This window comes from Streptomyces sp. NPDC050535, assembly GCF_044457665.1.
In the GTDB taxonomy this organism is placed as follows: domain Bacteria; phylum Actinomycetota; class Actinomycetes; order Streptomycetales; family Streptomycetaceae; genus Streptomyces.
Map to the genome: position 1 here is coordinate 1 of NZ_JBITHE010000050.1, position 17265 is coordinate 17265.

Genomic DNA, 17265 nt, shown 5'->3' on the forward strand with positions numbered 1-17265 from the left:
CCCCCGTCGGCTCCGATGAGCGTGGAGAGGATCTTCACGACGGTGGTCTTGCCCGCCCCGTTCGGGCCGAGCAGCGCGAACACCGACCCCGCCGGAATGCGCAGATCGATGCCGTCGAGGACGGTCTTGTCGCCGTACGACTTGCGCAGCCCGACGGCGGAGATGGCGGCGGGCGACGCGTGACCGTCACCCAGACTGGACGTGGGCATGACAGATGAAGGCATGGGGCCCTCCCGTTCGATGGCTGAAGTGGCTGACGGAGCGAGCGAGTTGGGGATGGTTCCTCCAGGTCAGGCCTTGGCGCGGAGGATGTCGATGTTGCCGTACTGGGTGCGGGCGCGGATCTTGACCGTGTCCTCGGTCTTGTCCGGCGTCTCGGAGGCGGTGAGGGTGTTTCGCACCTGTCCGTTTTCGGAGCTGACGTCGAGCCAGGCGGCGGTGCCCTCACGGATTCCGACCTCGATGGCACCGTAGGACGTGTCCAACTGGACGGCTCCGCGGGCCACTTCGCTCACGCGCAGAGCGCCGTAAGCGGTGGTGGCGACGACCGATGCCTCGGCACGCTCGATCACGATGTCGCCGTTGGCGCCACTCACCCGCAGTTCGCCGGTCGCGGCGCCGACGGTCGTGGTGCCGTGCGAGTTCTTCAGGACGGCGGGGCCGTCGATGAGGCCGACGCGCATACTGCCGGAGCTGGTGGTGATCTCGGCCTTGCCCTCGACCCGGTTCACGGTGATCGAACCGTGGGAGGCGGTCAGCTTCAGCGGGCCGGTGGTGTCGAGACGGACATCGCCTGACGAGGTCTTCACACGGACCTCGCCGAGCAGGCCCTCGCCCAGCACCTGGGCCCAGGCGCCCGTCATGTCGATGCGCGAGTCCGTGGGCAGTTCGACCGTCACGTCGACGGTGCCGGTACGGCCGAACAGATAGCGCTGCTTGGGCGTCCTGACAGTCAGTACACCGCTCGCGTAGGTGACCTCGGTCTGGTCGGCCGTCCGTACGTCCTGGTCCTTCTTCGGATCGCGGGGCCGCACCTCGACGACCGTGTCGAGGCGGTCACCCGCGCTGAACCGGATGGAACCGGCCTCCACGTGGGCCGTGACCGAGATCGGTTCGGGAGTGTCGAAAGTAGGCATGGCTGTCCCGTCCTCTTGAGTCCTTGCGGCGTCCCCGCTGGTGGGACGTGGTGTGGGTGAGCTGGTGCGGGCGAGTCCCGGCTAGCGGACCCAGCCTGCGATGCTCTGTCCGATGGTCTGGGTCTTCTCCGCCGTACGCGGCCGGGTGCCGCCGTCGACCGCGGCCGACACCGCCCGGACCAGCCACGCGTTGACCGACAGACCCTCGCGGGTCGCGGCTTCCTCGGCGCGGGCCTTGAGGTGAGCCGGCAGGCGCAGGTTGACGCGGGCGGAGCCACCCTCGTCGCCGTCGGCCGAAACCGGAGTTCTGAGCGGCTCGGCGGGCGCGGTCGGCTCCGTGGGGGCACCGCCGCCGATGGGCGGTGGCGTCACCACGAAATCGGGGTCGAGCCCGCGCAGCCGTACGTCGACCGAACCGGGGGCCAGTTCGCGGGTGACCTCGTCCATCGCGGCGGAGAGCACGTGGAGCATGGTCAGCCGGGTCGCCGACTCCAGAGGAGCGGTGAGCCTCTCGGCCAGCTCGCGCGCTTCCTCGCCGCCGGCCTCGGCGGCCACCGCGAGTTCCCGGCGGAGTCTGTCGACATACGGGGTGAGGTCCATGTCGCCATTGTGGCACCACAATGGCACCATCCGCAAGGCCGAATGGCACCGCGCATGCGATGACGTGAGGATCGACCGTCTCACCTGCGGAGACATAGAAGGAGTAGCCCGCCGCACCGAGTAACCGGGCGCAATTACGCACCCTCGGCAGCACACGATGGCACCGCATGACACCAAGCTGCGCCACGCGGCACCATCGCGGTGCCACCCACCGCCAGGCCGGGCAGATCCGGCGGGAAACCGTTCGAGGGCCGCGGGCCACCACCACTCAGCGAGCATCCGCAGGGTCAACGCCTGGATCCCGCCTTCGTCGATGAGATTCAGGTAAGAACAAGCATGTGACTGGGGGTTCTGGGCGGTTGATCCGTGTGAATCAGCGTGGCCGGGTTAACCGGGTGTGGTGCTGAGAACCGGAATCATCATGGCGGCTGTTGCCGCCGCCATCGCAGCGGTCGGTGCGGCCGTAGCGGAGTCGCCCTGGTACTGGGCGGCCGCCGTGCCGTTGGCGGCAGTCGGCGTGATCGGGATGTGGGACCTGATCCAGCGCCGACACTCGGTGCTGCGCAACTACCCGGTGCTCGGGCACGCCCGCTTTCTGCTGGAACGGATCCGTCCCGAACTCCAGCAGTACTTCGTCGAGCGGAACTTCGACGGGCGTCCGTTCGACCGGGACGTGCGCAGCATCGTCTACGAGCGGGCCAAGGGCACCGCCGCGGAGGAACCGTTCGGAACCGAACGCGATGTGTACCAGCCGGGCTACGAGTACCTGGTCCCCTCGATGGCTCCGCGTCCGGTCCCCGAACACCCGCCCCGGGTGCGGATCGGAGGTCCCGACTGCACCCGGCCGTACGACATGTCGCTGCTGAACGTCTCCGCGATGAGCTTCGGCTCGCTGTCCGCGAACGCTGTGCTGGCCCTCAACCAGGGGGCGGCCAGGGGTGGTTTCGCGCAGGACACGGGTGAGGGCGGACTGTCCGAGTACCACCTGCGCTCCGGCGGTGACCTGGTCTGGGAGATCGGCACCGGGTACTTCGGCTGCCGTACCAGGGACGGGGGCTTCGATCCCGGAGAGTTCGCCGAGAAGGCGTCGGGCGAGAGCGTCAGGTGCGTGTCGCTCAAGCTGTCGCAGGGCGCCAAACCCGGCATCGGGGGTGTGCTGCCCGGAGCCAAGGTGAACGCGGAGATAGCCCGGGTACGAGACGTCCCCGAAGGACAGACGGTCATCTCACCGCCGTACCACCAGGTGTTCTCCACGCCTCGTGAACTCGTCCTCTTCATCGCACGGATGCGGGAACTGTCCGGCGGCAAGCCGACCGGCTTCAAGTTGTGCCCCGGATCACGACGCCAGTTCCTCGCCGTATGCAAGGCGATGATCGAGGAGGGCACCACGCCCGATTTCATCATCGTCGACGGTGCGGAGGGCGGCACCGGCGCCGCGCCCCTCGAATTCGCCGACCACGTCGGCACGCCGCTCACCGAGGGCCTGTTCACCGTGCACAACGCCCTGGTCGGCGCGGGCCTGCGGAACCAGATCCGGATCGGCGCCAGCGGCAAGATCGCCACTGGCGCGGACCTCGTCAAGCGGCTGATCCAGGGGGCTGACTACGGCAACGCGGCCCGCGCCATGATGTTCGCGGTCGGTTGCATCCAGGCCCAGCGCTGCCACACCAACAAGTGCCCCGTCGGCGTCACGACCCAGGACCCGCGGCGGGCCCGCGCCCTGGACGTGGGCGACAAGGCGGAGCGGGTGCGGCGCTTCCAGGAGGCCACCGTCAGCAGTGCGATGGAGATCATGGCCTCCATGGGAGTCACCGATCCCGCACAGCTACGGCCGCACATGCTGCGGCGGCGCGTCGCTCCGCACATCGTACGTTCCTATGACGAGCTGCATGAGTGGCTGTCCCCCGGACAGTTGATGGCTGAGCCGCCTTCCGAATGGGCGGCCGACTGGAAGGCCGCCGACCCCGACCACTTCACCATCTGACCTGGAGGAATTCGTGGCACGAACCGTCGCACGCGTCATCGTGGACGCCCTGGGCGAACTAGGCGTCCGCCAGGTGTTCGGCGTCGTGGGAGACGCGCTCAACCCCCTGACCGACGCCATCCGCACCACCGAAGGCGTCGAATGGGTGGGTTGCCGCCACGAGGAGGCGGCGGCCTTCGCCGCGAGTGCCCAGTCCCAGCTCTCCGGGAGCCTGGGGGTGTGCATGGGCACCGTCGGCCCGGGTTCCGTTCACCTGCTCAACGGCCTCTACGACGCGGCCAAGAGCCGCACCCCCGTACTGGCCATCGCGGGTCAGGTCCCGCTGTCCGAGCTGGGCAGCGACTACTTCCAGGAAGTCGACAACGACCTGCTCTTCCGTGACGTGGCGGTCTTCCGCGCCACCATCACCGATCCCGACCAGCTGCCGCAGCTCCTGGAGACGGCGGTGCGCAACGCCCTGGGCCGCAAGGGCGTCGCGGTTCTCACGGTGCCGGGCGACATCGGCGACCGGGAGCTGAGCAAGGACCGTCCGGCCCGCTTCTCCCTCACCACCCCAACCACCCGCCCCGAGGAGTCCGCCGTACGGCAGGCCGCCGAGCTGCTCGGCCAGGCGGACCGGATCACCCTGCTCGTCGGACAGGGAGCTCGGGCGGCCCGGGGCGACGTCCTGGCGCTGGCCGACCGCCTCGCGGCCCCGATGGTGCTGACGCTGAAGGCCAAGGAGGGCTTCGAAGGCGACAATCCCTTCCAGGTCGGCCAGACCGGGCTGATCGGGAACCCGGCGGCGGCCGGCGCGATGCAGGCCGCGGACACCCTGCTCCTGCTGGGCACCGATTTCCCCTACCGCGACTGGTATCCCGAGGGTCGCACCGTCATCCAGGTCGACACCGAACCGGCGCACATCGGACGCCGTGTTCCGGTGGACATCGGCCTGGTCGGAGACGTGGGTGCCACGGTGCGCGACCTGCTCGACCACCTGGCGACCGAGCCGGCCGAGGCAGTCGCGGCGGCCGAGCCCGCTGAGGCGGGCGGCGCACGCGACCGCGGGCACCTGGAGCGGTCGCGGGAACACTTCCTGAGCTGGCGGGAGGGCCAGGCACGGCTGGCCGACCCCGCACACGACAAGGGTCTGGTCGGGCGGGTCCGCTCCGCGCTGGACAACCAGCAGCACGGCATCCGCCCCGAGGCACTGGCCGCCGCCGTGGACCGCAGGGCCGACGACGACGCGATCTTCACCTCCGACACCGGCATGGCCACCGTCTGGCTCTCACGGTTCGTCGAGATGCGCGCGACGCGCCGGCTCCTGGGCTCCTACAACCTGGGCTCCATGGCCAACGCCATGCCGCAGGCACTCGGAGCGCAGTACCTGGACCGGGACCGTCAGGTCGTCGCGTTCTGCGGAGACGGCGGCCTGAGCATGCTCCTCGGCGATCTCATCACCCTCAAGACCTGTCAACTGCCGGTCAAGCTCGTCGTCTTCGACAACCGTCGCCTCGGCATGGTCAAGCTGGAACAGGAGCAGGCCGGCCTCCCCGAGTTCGGAACCGTCCTGGACAATCCGGACTTCGCCGCCGTCGCCACGGCCATCGGCATCACCGGTATCCGGGTCACCGACCCCTCCGACCTCGACGACTCGGTGCGACGTGCCTTCGCCACCCCCGGCCCGGTGCTCCTCGACGTGCTCACCAACCCCGACGAGATCGCCGTCCCCGCCAAACCCACCGTCGAACAGGGCTGGGGGTTCGCCGTCGCCAAGGTGAAGGAGATGCTGCTCAGTCACGGTGACGAACCCGGTCACTGACGTCCAGCGAGGCGGGTGAACAGGCCCGCGCCCCGCTCGGAGTCGTCGAGCATGAACCCAGCACCCGATCCCCCGGCAAGGAGCCAGGAACCATGACCGATCTGGACCCGTTCACGGACGCGCTGGACTATCCGCTGTACGTGGTGACCGCCGAGGCGGCCGGTGAACGGGCCGGCTGCCTGGTCGGCTTCGGCACACAGTGCTCGATCCGCCCCGCCAGGTTCATGGTGTGGCTCTCGAAGGCCAACCGGACCTACCGCATCGCCGCTCGCGCCGACCGGCTCGCGGTCCACCTGCTCCGCCAGGACCAGGACCAGCTGGCCCGCCTGTTCGGAAGCGAGACCGGCGACGAAACCGACAAGTTCACCCGCACCGCCTGGCACCCGGGCCCGGGCGGAGCACCGGTCCTCGACGAGGCACCCGCCTGGTTCGTGGGCCACGTCGACAGCCACCTCGACGGAGGCGATCATGTCGGATTCCTGCTCACCCCGGAGGCGGCACAGCACCCCGCGGACAGCGGCTTCCGCCTGCTGACCCTGGTCGACGGGTACGACATCACCCCGGGCCATCCGGCGAACTGACCGGTGGCGGCCCCGACGGTCGGCGCCGCGGCCGATCTCCGACTCACGGCGGGACGGGTGAAGTCCTCCTGCCGTACGCCATGAACCGGGTACTGCCGTCGGCTTCCCTCGACGGCTCTCACTCCAGGTCGGCGAAGACGCTGTCGTCCAGGTGGGCGAGGAGGTCGGCGGTGTCCCGGTAGACCGCGCGGGCGCCGGCGGATTCGAGATCGGCTTGCGGAATCCCGCCGGACAGGACCGCGACGGGGGTCACGCCGTCGCGGACGGCGGCCATCATGTCCCAGACCGTGTCGCCGACGAACACCGCCCGGTCCGCGGGCACACCGGCCAGTTTCCTGGCCTGTTCGACAGGGCCGGGGGCGGGCTTGCCGTCGGCGACGTCGTCGGCGCTGGCCGCACCGAGGATGACGTCGTCCGCGTCGACGGCCCGCCGCAGCGCGGTGAGTTCGGCGTCGGCCGCCGATGTCGCCAGGACGATCTCCCAGCCGCGCCCGGCCAGTGCGCGCAACAGGTCTCCTGCCGCGCCGAGGGGCGGCAGCCGGTCGAAGTAGGTGCCGTAGAGCGCGTGGTGGGCCGCGGTGAGCTGCTCGTCCTGCTCAGGGTCGCGGTCCTCACCGAGCAGATGCTCGATCAGGTCGCCGCCGCTGAGTCCCACGGCCCGGTGAATCTCCAGCATGGGAACGCGGTGCCCCGCCTGCCGGAACGCTTCCCACCAGGTGACGACGTGCAGATGGTTGGTGTCGACGAGCGTCCCGTCGACATCGAAGATCGCGGCGCGTTTCGTGGTCATCGCGGTCCTCTACTGCCTTGTCCCGAGCCGGAGTTCGACTTCCTTCTCCTGGTCTCCCGAGGCCGTGCCCTTCTCCTGCACGGCGAACGCGTCGCCCAGGGCGTCACAGAGCTGGTCCACAGCGGCGTAACCGCCTTGGAGGGTAGCGGTGACAGGAGCGCCCAAACGCATCGTCCCCGTCGGGACGCGCTCCTGCGCCGGCTCGAACTCCTCGGTCCACACGACAGGGTGATCGCCCGGCGGCTCCTGGGGCAGCGCGTCACGGGAGTGGTCCGCGGGGAACGCCGTCCGAAGGATGCCGAAGACGGTGGCGGCGTCCTCCTTGGAGGGTCCGGTGAGACTGACGGTGACCATGGCGATCACTCTCCTGTCTGAAGTCGTACGACGGTGTTGTCAGGGGCCTCCGGAGAGGCCGTCCCGACGGGGAGGATCCGGGGAGCAGATGTGGGCCGAGTCCGCGTGCAGTGCGATCCGGGACGAACGAGGGCGTTCCTCCCAGGCTCCCGCACCTGCGCTCCCGCGTCGCGCGGAGGGTCGGGCGGAGCGTTCGTGACGCGCACGGACGGGGGCCGACCGCGGTGTCCGCGGTCGGCCCCCGTCTCATGAGGTGGTGCGGGCGCGTCAGGTACGACGGTGGCTGCCGTAGTAGCCGCCAAGCTGCTCGTGGTATCCCGCGTCGCCGACGTGCTTGTCCTTGTCGAACTCCGGGGAGTCCTTGATCTGGTCCTTGGTGAGGTCGACGAAGATCTTCCGTTCGGCCTGGTCCACGGCGCGTACGGTGCCGGCCGGCAGGAGAACGTGCTTGCCGAAGATCCAGACACCGGTGTCGACCACCAGATACGAGGAGTTGACGTCGTCCGAGTGCTTGTCGACCTTGCCGATGGCGCCGTCGGTGGCCTCGACCTTGTATCCGGTCAGGTCAGTACCCGCGGTGTGCCCAGCGGTCGACTGGTAGCCCCAGATGTTGTCACTCATAAAACGGCTCCTTCATCGAAAATCTTCTGAACTCTCAACAGCCGAGACTGTGAGGAACAGGTCGGCGTCTCCAGAATTCGGTGACGCTCTCAGAACACCGGGTGCCCGACGTCCGCGAGCTCACACATTTATTTGCGAAGAGCACTACGAGACAGTCAGGAGCGCGAATGGAAGGATGTTTATAGAATTCTTACAAGGACACGCATGGCGGTCCGCTTTCGATTGAACCGGTCCAGCCTGCGGAAATCTCCCAAAGACCGGCACTACGTGTGGACCGCCGAGTGCCGGGCACTGGATCATCCTGACGACTCCAAGCCATGGTGGTGCTCCGGGTGGACGTTGCTCTCGCGGGCAATGCCGGCTCGACGGGTGCCGTAGCTGTTCATGACCGATGGTGGAGGAGGTGGGCGCTTCGCCTTCGTCGGCTGTTCACAGACCGGGAGGACTCCCCGTGGCAATGGATGAAGCCGTGCTGGAAGCACTGCCGCCAACGGCCCCGATGCGGCTACTGGCGCTACCGGGCGTATACCGGCCGCAGCACGACACCGGCCTTCTGGCACGCGCCCTGTGCCGCGAGACAATGGGCCCGGGAAGCGACGTGCTGGAGCTCGGGACGGGCACGGGCGCGCTGGCGATTCTGGCCGCCCGGTCGGGAGCACGCGTAACCGCGGTCGACATCTCCCGCCGCGCCGTGATTACGGCGCGCGTGAACGCCAGGCTGGCCCGGGAGCGTATTGAGGTACGGCGACGCGACCTCACCGCGTACAACGGCAACCGCACCTATGACGTCGTAATCAGCAATCCTCCGTACGTGCCGTCGCCATCCGCACGGCCGCCGAAGAACGGAGCGGCCCGGGCATGGGATGCCGGATACGACGGCAGAGTGATCGTGGACCGCATCTGCGATATCGCACCCCTCGTGCTGCGCCCCACCGGCACGCTGCTCATGGTCCATTCCGGTCTGTGCGACACCGAGGCGACCCTGCTCCGCCTTGCGAGGGCGGGACTGCGCGGCGAAGTCGTCGACCGGGCACTGGTTCCGCTCGGCCGGGTGCTGACCTCTCGGCGGGACTGGCTCAGGCGCCAAGGCATCCTGGGGGACGAGAAACATGAGGAACTGGTGGTCATCCGTGCCGAACACATCTGAGCGGCCCCGTCGTGTCACCGTGGATCCCGACGGCCCGGTGCTCGTGGAGGGGCCCGTCGAAATGGTCACGGCCGACGGAACCGTCGTCACCAGCGACCGGTTCGCCGTGGCCATCTGCACCTGCCGACGCAGCCGGACCTACCCGTGGTGCGACACGAGCCACCGCCGCCGCTCCCGGCCGGCACACGGCGATGCCCCGACCGCCCCGCCGACAACAGCGAAGGAGGAGAAGTGACCACCTACGTCGAATCCCGGCACAGCTCCCCTCCGCTTCCGCAGGCGCGCGGAGAGCTCTCCGGGAGCGTCATCCGCGCCCTGCGCTCCGCGGCGGCGCCCCAGTCTGTGCCTCGGCACGTGATCGACGACGCGGACCCGTACGGCGATGATCTGCAACTCGCCCTGTACGTTCTCTACGAGTTGCACTACCAGGGCTTCGCGGCGGTGAGCGACGACCGGGAATGGGATCCAGAACTGCTGGGCCTGCGGGGAGATCTGGAGCGCCGCTTCCTCGACGCGCTGCGGGCCGATGTCCCCGCTTCCACCGGTGCGCTGGACGCCCTGAACGGCCTTCTGATCGAACCGGCTGGGCACGATCCCGCCAGCGTGAGCCATCACCTCCAGCGCGAGGGCGAGTTGTGGCAGCTGAGGGAGTACGCGACTCTGCGTTCGCTGTACCACCTCAAGGAGGCGGATCCGCACGCCTGGGTCATCCCGCGCCTGCACGGGCGCGCCAAAGCGGGCATGGTGGCAGTGGAGTTCGACGAATTCGGTGCCGGGCGCCCCGAGGAGATCCACGCCCGGCTCTTCGCTGATCTGATGGCCGACCTCGGCCTGGACATCTCGTACGGCCACTACCTGGATGCCGCCCCCGCCTGCGCCCTGGCGACCGTCAACCTGATGTCACTCTTCGGCCTGCACCGGGCCCTCCGCGGCGCCTTGGTCGGTCACTTCGCCACCGTCGAGGTGACATCACCCCCCGGATCGAAACGCATGGCCGCGGCGATGCGACGCTTGGGCGCGGGACCGGCGGCCGCCCGGTTCTACGACGAGCACGTGGAGGCGGACGCCGTTCACGAGCAGGTCGTACGCCATGAAGTCGTCGGTGGACTGCTGGCGAGCGAACCCGACCTGGACCCGGATGTGGCTTTCGGCGTCGCGGCCACCGGACTGCTCGAAGACCGGCTCGGCGCGCACCTGCTGGAGAGCTGGCGTACAGGAGCGAGCGCGCTGCGGCCTGCACCGTGAGTCCGGCCACTCCGTCTTTTTTCCAGGGCCGTTGACATACCTGGCTCGGCTCACACAGCACGGCCACGCTCGTGCTGACGGGCCTTGGATCAGTCTGTGGACAGCTGCTCGCGCAGCACTGTCCGCAGGGAGACGGGTTCGCGACCGATCAAGGTGGCCAGTGTCGGGTCGACGGTGGCGAACTCGCCGACACGGCTGGCGGCGAAAATGCCGATCAACTGGTCCGCCGTCTCCGCGGGAACGCCTCGGCCCACCATCTGCTCCCGGAACTGGTCGTCGGGTGCGGTGATCCTCGTCATGGTGCGACCCGTGACCTCGGTGGCGACAGCGGCGACGTCGTCGAAGGTGAGCGCCTGCCCCCCGGTGAGCGGCGGCGTCGGACCGTCGAAGCAGCCTTCGTCGGCCAGGATGGCGGCAGCCGCGTCGGCCAGGTCGGCGTGCGCGGTCCAACTGACCGGCCCGTCGGCGGGGAGCACGATCTGGCCGGACTCCACGGCGTGGCCGAGGAATTGCGCCGCGCTGGTGGCGTAGAAGCCGTTGCGCAGCGAAGTGAACGGCACGCCGCAGGCGCGCAGTATCTCCTCGGCGGCGGCGTGGTCCCGGCACGCCTGGAAGTGCGACGACGCGTTGGCCCCCATCTGGCTGGTGTAGAGGATGCGACGAGCGCCCGCCGCGACGGCACCCTCGATCGCCGCACGGTGCTGCTTGACGCACTCGTCGCCCATTTTGTCGACGGAGACGATGAGCACCTGGGAGGCGCCCTCGAAGGCGTGGGCGAGGCCGGCGGCGTCGGTGAAAGCGCCCTGCCTCACCCGTACTCCTCGGTCGGCGAACGCCTGCGCCTTCCGCGGATCGCGGACGCTGACGCCGACCTGGTCCGCCGGTACACGCGTGAGCAGCCTCTCGACGATCCGACGCCCCAGTTGTCCGGTTGCTCCGGTCACGATGATCATGATGTTCTCCAATTGCCGCGACTATGGTTCCAGCGGAAACACATTTACGGTACCACTGATAATATCGATGGAACCACTGAGGCGGTATCATCGATGCATGCCATCACGTTCGCGCAGCGGAGAAGCCTCCGGTGCCGTCAAGCCCGACACCGCCGCCCTGGGCCGTGAGCAGACTCGGCAGCGGGTCATCGAGGCCGCCATCGACCTGCTGACACGCGAAGGTCGCGACGCGGTCACCACTCGCGCGGTCGCTGATGCGGCGGGCCTGCAGCCGCCGGCCATCTACCGGCTGTTCGGCGACAAGGACGGACTGCTCGACGCGGTGGCCGAGCACGGCTTCGCCACGTTCCTCGCCGGCAAGCGCATCGACCCCGACCCGCCGGACCCCATCGAGGACCTGAGAGCCGGCTGGGACGTCGCGGTCGAGTTCGGTGTGGCCAATCCCGCGCTCTACACGCTGATGTACGCCGACCCCACCAGGACCACCTCGGCCGCGTTCAAAACCGGCATGGAAGTTCTGATGGGCCGCATCCGGCGCCTCGCCGCCGGCGGCTGGCTCCGCGTCGACGAGGAACTCGCGGCCCAGATCATCCATGCCACGGCACGCGGCGCGGTGCTCACCTGGCTGTCCCTGCGCGAGGACCGGCGCGACCCGGCCTTGTTCACCACCCTGCGGGAGTCCATGGTCACCGCCGTCACCAACCAGCAGCCGGCCGTACAGCACGCGGGCGCGGCAGCCGCCGCCCGCGCCTTGCGTGCCGCACTGCCCGAGGAGGCGACTCTCAGCCGCGCGGAGCAACATCTGCTTACTGAGTGGCTGAACCGCCTTACCGCGGAGGGTTGATCACCTGTGGCCGGCGCGCTCTCGATCGACCGCTCGGGCGGAGTCAGGCGGCATTGACCACTGCAGGGTCGGCGAACGCACCTACCACTCCCCCGCCCCAGCTCGCCCTCCGGCCAAGAGTTACCCCCATAACTGCCGGTCGCGGACGAGACGTTGTTGTGGCGGAGACGCGTGAAGGTCCGCTCGACGACACACCGAGGGCTTTCCCCAGCCCGGAGCCGTGGGCGGCGCCCTTCCGGGCGGTCTTCGGCGTGATGCCGCAGGCTCGGGTACGTCGGCGGTACCGATCGCCGTCGTAGCGCGGTCGGCAAACGGCCGGCCTGGTCGGCAACCAGGCCGGCCGCGAAGTCCGCGGATGCGGGAAATCGCGCCCAGCCGGGGCGTCAGCTGTCCGAAGAAATCGTCAATTACAAGTTGACGATCCTCGATCGTCAACTTAAGATTGACGCATGAGCCCACTCGACATCAGCCTCGCCGACCTGATCGCCCGACTCGACGAGGAACTCCCCGAAACCAACGAACTGGCCCGCATCAGCGAGGCGCGACTGCGCGCCCAGACCCTGTCCGACCTCGGTGACCAGCTCATCGACCACTACGTCAGCAAGGCCAAGCAGACCGGCGCGTCCTGGACCGAGATCGGCGACGCCATCGGAGTGTCCAAGCAGGCCGCCCAGCAACGCCACGCACCCGGCCCTTTCGAGCGGTACACCAACCTGAACCGGCACAGCATCGTGCTGGCACAGGAGGCCGCCCGAACGCACAAGCACGACTCCATCGGCACCGAACACATCCTGCTTGGCCTGCTCGGCGAACCGCAGGGCTTGGCCTACGAGCTGCTGATCGCGAAGACCGGGTCGGAGCAGCGCATCCGCGACGCAATCGCGGAAGCGATGCCGCCGGCCGGGGAGAAGGCGCTGCGGGGCCACATCGCGTTCCGGCCGGAGAGCAAGGAGGCCATCGAGCAGGCACGCCGCGAGTCGGCCGACCTCGGCCATGACTGGGTCGGCACGGAACACACGCTGCTGGGCCTGATCCACGCCGAGGAGAGCCCGGCCGCGCAAGTCCTGCGCAACCTCGGCTTCACGTCGGACGAGCTGCGCGAGACGATCAAGAACGAGATCACCAAACGGTCCGCCGCACGCGACAAGCAGTAACGAAACGATCAGTCGCCGCCGTCTCGGAGAGGGCTCAGTCGAGACAGAACTCGTTGCCCTCGATGTCCTGCATCACGATGCAGGACTCGTTGACGCCATCAGCGCGCAGCAGTCGCACGCGCACCGCACCGAGCGCGACCAGTCGTGCGCACTCGGCCTCGAGTGTGGCGAGGCGCTCTTCACCTACGAGCCCGGTGCCTACTCGCACGTCAAGGTGCACCCGATTCTTACCGGCCTTGCCTTCGGGAACGCGCTGGAAGTACATACGCGGGCCCACGCCTGTGGGATCCATGCAGACAAACGCTGAACCCTGACGCTCAGGAGGCAGCGAGCGATCGAAATCGTCCCAGGTCGCAAAACCCTCCGGTGGCGGCGGTACGACGTACCCCAACACCTCGCACCAAAAACGAGCGACACTCTCAGGTTTTGCGCAGTCGAAGGTGACCTGGAACTGCTTGATCGATGACATCGGCGCACCATAGCAGGGGTGTCCGGTGCTCATTTCCCGGTGTGGATCCCCAGGTTGTCGTGAGGACGGCCTCCGCTGCGCGCTGCTGTTCCGCGCGGTCGCAGGGGGCGAGCCCGGCATCGCGGCGGACGTCCGACGGCGAGTCAGAGGTGCGACACCTGTGCGGCACAGTGCCGGCTCCGTGCGGGTCCGTGCCGCACGGGCGGCTACTGGTTCGGCTCGCCTGTTGTGGTGATGCGAGTGATCGCCTCGCGGGTCAGGGCGCGGTCGTGGGGTTCGGGGGACAGTGCGCGGTGGAGAGTCAACCCCTCGATGAGGGCGTCGAGTTGGCGGGCCGTGTCCGGGTCGAAGTGCTTTTCGAGGTGGATGCGGCTGCGGCGCATCCACTCCTGGGTGAGTTGCCGGTAAGGGGGTTGGCGAGCGGCGAGGGTGTACAGCTCCTGGGTGAGCACGAGGTCGCGTCGGCTTCCCTCGGAGAGGACGTGGACGAGATCGGTCACCGCCTCGCGTGCCTGGTCCCGGTCGGTCGGCGAGGCGAGGTGGGCGTCGAAGACGGCGACTATGTGGTCGGCGAAGCGGGTGAACGCCTCCCTGAACAGCTCTTCGATACCGCTGAAGTGGTAGGTCATCGACCCCAGGGGGACACCGGCGCGCGCGGCGATCTTTCGGTGGGAGACGCCGGCGATGCCCTCTTCGGCGATGAGATCGAGGGTCGCGGTGATGATGCGCTCGCGCCGCTGCGGGTCGGTGTGCCCGGTTGCCATTGCAGGGCCCTTCAGAGGGTGCGGACCGGGCGGGCGGGGTTGCCGACGGCGACGACGCCTTCGGGCACGTCTTTCGTCACGACCGCGCCGGCGCCGATGACCGCGTTGTCCCCGATGCTCACGCCGGGCAGAACGATGGCGCCTCCGCCGAGCCACACGTTGTTCCCGATGCTGATGGGGCGGGCGGCTTCCAGCTTGTCGCGCCGTGGCTGCGGTTCCAGGGGGTGGGTGGGAGTGAGCAGTTGGACGTTCGGCCCGATCTGGCAGTCCTCGCCGATGGTGATCGCCGCGACGTCCAGCGCGGTCAGGTTGTAGTTGACGAAGGTACGCGCCCCGATCGTGATGTTGCTGCCGTAGTCGACATGGAGAGGCGGCCGGACATGAACCTCCTCACCCAGGGAGCCGAGCAGTTCGGCGAGGATCGGCAGCGCGGTGTCGGCGTCTTCGATGTAGGCGGCCTGGTAGCGAGCGGCCAGGCGCACGGCTTGCTGCTGCCGGCGGGCGATCTCGGGGTCGTCGGCGACGTAGAGGTCACCCGCCAGCATGCGTTCGAGGTTCGTGCGGGGATCCTGCGCGAAATAGTCCGGCGACATGCGTACGATCGTACACTCGCGGTCGGCAGGCGGCCCGCACATCGGAGATACCCCGGGGGGGCCGCTTACCGTCGCCGGGTCTGCAGCATTCCGGCGAGCAGGAGCGCGAGCAGGCCGGCGAAAGGCACGACCAGCAGGCCGACCCGGAGGCTGGTCGCGTCGGCTACCAGCCCGACGACGGGCGGGGAGAGCAGGAAGCCCAGCCGCATGAGCCACGAGACGATGGCCAGCCCCGAACCAGGCTTGAGGCCGGGAAGCTCATTCGCTTCGTGCATCGCCGCGGGAACCAGCGTCGCCACCCCGAATCCAGCCGCGGCGAACCCGAGAATCGTGCCGGACACCGTGGGCACGGCCAGCGCCAGGCCCATGCCCACCGCGGCGATGAGACCGCCGGTGCGGGCCACGGCGCGCTGGCCGAACCGGTCGACGAGCCGGTCGCCGACGAGACGGCCGATGAACTGGGCACCCACCAGGGCGATGTAGCCAAAGGCCGCCAGTGTCACTGACGCGTGCAGGGAGTTGGAGAGGTAGAGGGTGGCCCAGGAACTGCCCGCGTCCTCGACGAGAGTGCCGGCTGTGGCGATGAGGACGAGCGCGGCCAGCACGTAGACGGTGCGCCGACCTGTCGCCGTACGCTCCGGCCGCCGCTCCTCGCGGCCGCCGGCGTCAGGTTCCGCAGCCGGCTCGGTGTCGGGGCCGGGCAGGCAGAACCGCAGGGCGACGCAGGCGGCGATCGCGAACACCACGGCCGAGATCGTCAGGTGCTGCCCCCGTGAGAGGCCGAGCGCGATCGCCGCGGCGGCCATGGATCCGCCGACGACGGCGCCGATGGACCAGACGGCGTGAAAGGAGTTGATGATGGAGCGTCCGTAGCGGCGCTGCACCCGCAGTCCGTGAGCGTTCTGCGCGACATCGGTGACCGAGTCCATCGCGCCGGCCACGAACAACGCCGCCGCGAACATCGCCACCGAGTCGGCCAGGCCCGCGGCGAGGATCCCCGCGCCGGTCAGCAGAGTTCCGGCCACCGCCGCCCGCGCCGAGCCCAGCCACCGGATTGCCATTCCGGCCGCGAGGCCGGCCGTGATGGCACCCGCCGGGAACGCCGCGACCGCCAGCCCATAGGCGGCGTTGCCGATGCCGAGATCTGCCTTGATCTGCGGATATCTCGGCAGGAGGTTGGCGAACAGGGCTCCGTTGGTGAAGAACAGCACGGCTACGGCTATGCGAGCCCGCCGTTCGGCCGGGGCTGCCCGGCTCAGTACGTCGACAGTCATGCGGAGGACACTATAGGGAGAGAGTACGAACGTACACTCTCCCTCGTGCCGCCTGCGGTCACCGTCGCGTGCGGCGCCGTCGACGGGGAAACGGCTCCCGCCTCGACGCCACCCGACCCCGGCTATCAGCGCGTCGGCGTCGCAGGGTGCGGGCCAACAAGAGGAAACAGCCTCACCGCCCGCTTTCCTGGGGGCTGGTTCCAGCGTCTGCTCACTCTTTGTCACTTCACGGCGAACTCTGCGGCCTTGGTCTCCAGGGTGGTGGTGCCGTCCTTGGCGGTGGCGAGGACGGAGACGTACCAAGTACCGCGCGAGGGTGCCGACTCGGCGCCGGTGATTTCGCTCGAGTAGGTGCAGCGCACGGTCTCGTCGCCGGCAGGCTTGCAGGAGGCCGACTCCACCTCGGGAGCGGCCATCTCCTTCTCGGTCAGCCCCTTCTTGGCGAAGGCGGAGTCGGCGGGCCAGGGCAGAACCTTCACGCTCTTGACGCCGGAGTCCGCCGTGACGTCGGTGGTGAAGGTGAACGAGCCGTCCTGATCCCCGGCAGGCGCCGTATAGCGGGCGGAACTGTGCTCGAAGGCGGGAGCCTGGTCCCCGGCAGAGGCGAAGGCGAAGGCGCCGACACCTCCCAGGACGACGACTCCAGCGGTCACGGACAGGGCGAGGACGGTACGTCGGGACATGGCGTGTTCTCCGTAACGGTGTCAGACAGTCATATCCGGCGTTCTCGTCGACGCCGATGCCCTGAATCCTCGCCGCGCGGACACACCCCGGGCATGAGCCCGGATACTCAACTCGCCCTGGGTAACGCCTAGTCCGACGTGCGGCTTCGACCTGAGTGCCTGCTCGCGATCCCACGACCCGCTCTGGTCACGCCCCGTCTCCGCCCCACCCCGCCCCGTTACGGCCACTTCCCCGCAACTCATTGAATCCAGTACAGCCATAGTGCAAGATG

20 protein-coding genes are annotated in these 17265 nt (G+C 68.9%); 8 read left to right on the forward strand and 12 right to left on the reverse strand.

The features are described from left to right. From ACIBLC_RS41545 to ACIBLC_RS41555, 3 genes are all read right to left on the reverse strand, one after another. On the reverse strand, positions 1 to 224 hold a 224-nt coding region (locus ACIBLC_RS41545; RefSeq protein ID WP_399216679.1), incomplete at its 3' end, for an ATP-binding cassette domain-containing protein. 66 nt (positions 225 to 290) lie between these two features. After that, on the reverse strand, positions 291 to 1136 hold the full coding sequence (locus ACIBLC_RS41550; protein WP_399216680.1) for a DUF4097 family beta strand repeat-containing protein: 846 nt from the start codon (positions 1134 to 1136) through the stop codon (positions 291 to 293). A gap of 81 nt (positions 1137 to 1217) precedes the next feature. Continuing rightward, positions 1218 to 1736 carry a toxin-antitoxin system HicB family antitoxin gene (locus ACIBLC_RS41555; protein ID WP_399216681.1) on the reverse strand — a complete coding sequence of 173 codons (519 nt, stop codon included), beginning with the start codon at positions 1734 to 1736 and terminating at the stop codon, positions 1218 to 1220. 421 nt (positions 1737 to 2157) lie between these two features. Between ACIBLC_RS41555 and ACIBLC_RS41560 the strand changes: the two genes are divergently transcribed. The 3 genes from ACIBLC_RS41560 (at position 2158) to ACIBLC_RS41570 (ending at position 6102) form a co-directional block, all read left to right on the forward strand. Further along, the gene (locus ACIBLC_RS41560; protein ID WP_399216682.1) at positions 2158 to 3720 is read left to right on the forward strand and encodes an FMN-binding glutamate synthase family protein; all 1563 of its coding nucleotides are present in this window, start codon (positions 2158 to 2160) and stop codon (positions 3718 to 3720) included. A gap of 13 nt (positions 3721 to 3733) precedes the next feature. Further along, positions 3734 to 5521 carry a thiamine pyrophosphate-dependent enzyme gene (locus ACIBLC_RS41565; RefSeq protein WP_399216683.1) on the forward strand — a complete coding sequence of 596 codons (1788 nt, stop codon included), beginning with the start codon at positions 3734 to 3736 and terminating at the stop codon, positions 5519 to 5521. 92 nt (positions 5522 to 5613) lie between these two features. Continuing rightward, positions 5614 to 6102 carry a flavin reductase family protein gene (locus ACIBLC_RS41570; RefSeq protein ID WP_399216684.1) on the forward strand — a complete coding sequence of 163 codons (489 nt, stop codon included), beginning with the start codon at positions 5614 to 5616 and terminating at the stop codon, positions 6100 to 6102. A 118-nt stretch (positions 6103 to 6220) separates the two neighbouring features. Here the strand turns inward: ACIBLC_RS41570 and ACIBLC_RS41575 are convergent, their stop codons facing one another. The 3 genes from ACIBLC_RS41575 to ACIBLC_RS41585 form a co-directional block, all read right to left on the reverse strand. After that, complete coding sequence (locus tag ACIBLC_RS41575; RefSeq protein WP_399216685.1) at positions 6221 to 6892, reverse strand: HAD family hydrolase; 672 nt, start codon at positions 6890 to 6892, stop codon at positions 6221 to 6223. 9 nt (positions 6893 to 6901) lie between these two features. After that, positions 6902 to 7246 carry a hypothetical protein gene (locus ACIBLC_RS41580; protein ID WP_399216686.1) on the reverse strand — a complete coding sequence of 115 codons (345 nt, stop codon included), beginning with the start codon at positions 7244 to 7246 and terminating at the stop codon, positions 6902 to 6904. 267 nt (positions 7247 to 7513) lie between these two features. After that, complete coding sequence (locus ACIBLC_RS41585) at positions 7514 to 7867, reverse strand: PRC-barrel domain-containing protein (RefSeq protein WP_399216687.1); 354 nt, start codon at positions 7865 to 7867, stop codon at positions 7514 to 7516. Between the two features lie 457 nt (positions 7868 to 8324). Between ACIBLC_RS41585 and ACIBLC_RS41590 the strand changes: the two genes are divergently transcribed. The 3 genes from ACIBLC_RS41590 to ACIBLC_RS41600 are packed head-to-tail and all read left to right on the forward strand — an operon-like array spanning position 8325 to position 10259. Further along, complete coding sequence (locus ACIBLC_RS41590) at positions 8325 to 9014, forward strand: HemK2/MTQ2 family protein methyltransferase (RefSeq protein WP_399216688.1); 690 nt, start codon at positions 8325 to 8327, stop codon at positions 9012 to 9014. Next, positions 8998 to 9249 (forward strand): CDGSH iron-sulfur domain-containing protein, encoded by a 252-nt coding sequence (locus tag ACIBLC_RS41595; RefSeq protein ID WP_399216689.1) that lies wholly within the window; start codon positions 8998 to 9000, stop codon positions 9247 to 9249. Before ACIBLC_RS41590 ends, ACIBLC_RS41595 begins: the two co-directional genes overlap by 17 nt. Then, positions 9246 to 10259: an iron-containing redox enzyme family protein gene (locus ACIBLC_RS41600; RefSeq protein ID WP_399216690.1), complete on the forward strand. Its 1014-nt coding sequence runs from the start codon at positions 9246 to 9248 to the stop codon at positions 10257 to 10259. The genes ACIBLC_RS41595 and ACIBLC_RS41600 overlap by 4 nt, the downstream gene beginning before the upstream one ends. Before the next feature lie 89 nt (positions 10260 to 10348). Here ACIBLC_RS41600 and ACIBLC_RS41605 read toward each other — a convergent pair whose 3' ends face one another. Then, positions 10349 to 11212, reverse strand: a complete 864-nt coding sequence (locus tag ACIBLC_RS41605; RefSeq protein WP_399216691.1) for an SDR family oxidoreductase — start codon at positions 11210 to 11212, stop codon at positions 10349 to 10351. A gap of 97 nt (positions 11213 to 11309) precedes the next feature. On the opposite strand from ACIBLC_RS41605, the gene ACIBLC_RS41610 reads away from it, so the two are divergent. Beyond that, on the forward strand, positions 11310 to 12056 hold the full coding sequence (locus ACIBLC_RS41610) for a TetR/AcrR family transcriptional regulator (RefSeq protein WP_399216692.1): 747 nt from the start codon (positions 11310 to 11312) through the stop codon (positions 12054 to 12056). A gap of 449 nt (positions 12057 to 12505) precedes the next feature. Then, positions 12506 to 13210 carry a Clp protease N-terminal domain-containing protein gene (locus ACIBLC_RS41615; RefSeq protein WP_399216693.1) on the forward strand — a complete coding sequence of 235 codons (705 nt, stop codon included), beginning with the start codon at positions 12506 to 12508 and terminating at the stop codon, positions 13208 to 13210. 34 nt (positions 13211 to 13244) lie between these two features. On the opposite strand, the gene ACIBLC_RS41620 is transcribed toward ACIBLC_RS41615, so the two are convergent. From ACIBLC_RS41620 to ACIBLC_RS41640, 5 genes are all read right to left on the reverse strand, one after another. Then, positions 13245 to 13679: a VOC family protein gene (locus tag ACIBLC_RS41620; protein ID WP_399216694.1), complete on the reverse strand. Its 435-nt coding sequence runs from the start codon at positions 13677 to 13679 to the stop codon at positions 13245 to 13247. 206 nt (positions 13680 to 13885) lie between these two features. Beyond that, positions 13886 to 14443 carry a TetR/AcrR family transcriptional regulator gene (locus ACIBLC_RS41625; RefSeq protein ID WP_399216695.1) on the reverse strand — a complete coding sequence of 186 codons (558 nt, stop codon included), beginning with the start codon at positions 14441 to 14443 and terminating at the stop codon, positions 13886 to 13888. A gap of 11 nt (positions 14444 to 14454) precedes the next feature. Beyond that, positions 14455 to 15036 (reverse strand): sugar O-acetyltransferase, encoded by a 582-nt coding sequence (locus ACIBLC_RS41630; RefSeq protein ID WP_399216696.1) that lies wholly within the window; start codon positions 15034 to 15036, stop codon positions 14455 to 14457. A 65-nt stretch (positions 15037 to 15101) separates the two neighbouring features. Beyond that, the gene (locus ACIBLC_RS41635) at positions 15102 to 16310 is read right to left on the reverse strand and encodes an MFS transporter (RefSeq protein ID WP_399216697.1); all 1209 of its coding nucleotides are present in this window, start codon (positions 16308 to 16310) and stop codon (positions 15102 to 15104) included. Positions 16311 to 16531: 221 nt separating this feature from the next. After that, on the reverse strand, positions 16532 to 16993 hold the full coding sequence (locus tag ACIBLC_RS41640) for a DUF5707 domain-containing protein (RefSeq protein ID WP_399216698.1): 462 nt from the start codon (positions 16991 to 16993) through the stop codon (positions 16532 to 16534). Positions 16994 to 17265 lie beyond the last annotated feature (272 nt).

Coding starts and splice junctions, on each gene's coding strand:
- ACIBLC_RS41550 (WP_399216680.1), bottom strand. CDS start 1,136: ATGCCTACTTTCGACACTCCCGAACCGATCTCGGTCACGGCCCACGTG.
- ACIBLC_RS41555 (WP_399216681.1), bottom strand. CDS start 1,736: ATGGACCTCACCCCGTATGTCGACAGACTCCGCCGGGAACTCGCGGTG.
- ACIBLC_RS41560 (WP_399216682.1), top strand. CDS start 2,158: ATGGCGGCTGTTGCCGCCGCCATCGCAGCGGTCGGTGCGGCCGTAGCG.
- ACIBLC_RS41570 (WP_399216684.1), top strand. CDS start 5,614: ATGACCGATCTGGACCCGTTCACGGACGCGCTGGACTATCCGCTGTAC.
- ACIBLC_RS41575 (WP_399216685.1), bottom strand. CDS start 6,892: ATGACCACGAAACGCGCCGCGATCTTCGATGTCGACGGGACGCTCGTC.
- ACIBLC_RS41580 (WP_399216686.1), bottom strand. CDS start 7,246: ATGGTCACCGTCAGTCTCACCGGACCCTCCAAGGAGGACGCCGCCACC.
- ACIBLC_RS41585 (WP_399216687.1), bottom strand. CDS start 7,867: ATGAGTGACAACATCTGGGGCTACCAGTCGACCGCTGGGCACACCGCG.
- ACIBLC_RS41590 (WP_399216688.1), top strand. CDS start 8,325: ATGGATGAAGCCGTGCTGGAAGCACTGCCGCCAACGGCCCCGATGCGG.
- ACIBLC_RS41605 (WP_399216691.1), bottom strand. CDS start 11,212: ATGATCATCGTGACCGGAGCAACCGGACAACTGGGGCGTCGGATCGTC.
- ACIBLC_RS41610 (WP_399216692.1), top strand. CDS start 11,310: ATGCCATCACGTTCGCGCAGCGGAGAAGCCTCCGGTGCCGTCAAGCCC.
- ACIBLC_RS41615 (WP_399216693.1), top strand. CDS start 12,506: ATGAGCCCACTCGACATCAGCCTCGCCGACCTGATCGCCCGACTCGAC.
- ACIBLC_RS41620 (WP_399216694.1), bottom strand. CDS start 13,679: ATGTCATCGATCAAGCAGTTCCAGGTCACCTTCGACTGCGCAAAACCT.
- ACIBLC_RS41625 (WP_399216695.1), bottom strand. CDS start 14,443: ATGGCAACCGGGCACACCGACCCGCAGCGGCGCGAGCGCATCATCACC.
- ACIBLC_RS41630 (WP_399216696.1), bottom strand. CDS start 15,036: ATGTCGCCGGACTATTTCGCGCAGGATCCCCGCACGAACCTCGAACGC.
- ACIBLC_RS41635 (WP_399216697.1), bottom strand. CDS start 16,310: ATGACTGTCGACGTACTGAGCCGGGCAGCCCCGGCCGAACGGCGGGCT.
- ACIBLC_RS41640 (WP_399216698.1), bottom strand. CDS start 16,993: ATGTCCCGACGTACCGTCCTCGCCCTGTCCGTGACCGCTGGAGTCGTC.